The following is a 255-nucleotide window of genomic DNA, read 5'->3' as shown; positions in this document are numbered from 1 at the left end:
ACTCAAATGAATTGACGGGGGCCCGCACAAGCGGTGGAGCATGTGGTTTAATTCGATGCAACGCGAAGAACCTTACCTACTCTTGACATCCAGAGAATTCGCTAGAGATAGCTTAGTGCCTTCGGGAGCTCTGAGACAGGTGCTGCATGGCTGTCGTCAGCTCGTGTTGTGAAATGTTGGGTTAAGTCCCGCAACGAGCGCAACCCTTATCCTTTGTTGCCAGCACGTAATGGTGGGAACTCAAAGGAGACTGCC

1 rRNA gene is annotated in these 255 nt (G+C 51.8%); it reads left to right on the top strand.

From position 1 onward, the window contains the following. Positions 1-255 (top strand): 16S ribosomal RNA (locus J1784_RS00050); the annotation flags it as partial.

This window comes from Rahnella ecdela, from assembly GCF_019049625.1.
Lineage (GTDB): Bacteria > Pseudomonadota > Gammaproteobacteria > Enterobacterales > Enterobacteriaceae > Rahnella > Rahnella ecdela.
The sequence above is the reverse complement of the archived record's forward strand: the minus strand, read 5'-3'. Positions and strand labels throughout refer to the sequence as shown.